Origin of the sequence: Loktanella sp. F6476L, from assembly GCF_023015725.1 — a bacterium.
Taxonomy (GTDB): Bacteria; Pseudomonadota; Alphaproteobacteria; order Rhodobacterales; family Rhodobacteraceae; genus Yoonia.
In genome coordinates this window covers 1-261 of sequence record NZ_JALKAR010000048.1, presented here as the reverse complement: position 1 = coordinate 261, position 261 = coordinate 1, and the positions used below count along the sequence as shown (strand labels likewise).

The 261-nt window shown below is 60.5% G+C and carries 1 protein-coding gene; it reads right to left on the bottom strand.

Annotation, left to right across the window (positions count from 1 at the left end):
• Positions 1-261: M10 family metallopeptidase C-terminal domain-containing protein (locus tag MWU61_RS19690; RefSeq protein ID WP_247130179.1), on the bottom strand; the 261-nt coding region annotated here is incomplete at both ends.

The window sequence follows — 261 nt, the reverse complement described above, 5'->3', positions numbered from 1 at the left end:
CTTCACCGGTACCGGGTACATTCACCGCGATGATCACACCTAGATAGCTGTCGATCACCGAAACCGCAGCCTCTGCGGCGGCGGCGTCCCAGCCATAAGCTGCGGAAATTGCGGACAGGTCGATGACATCACCCTCGCCGGGACTGAAATCTTCGATACGGTCCCGCCCGCCGATCAGCGCGTCTGGTGCATAAGCAAAGATATCTGCGCCTGTGCCGCCGCCAAGGTTGTCCTTCCCCGCGCCGCCTTCAATCGTGTCAT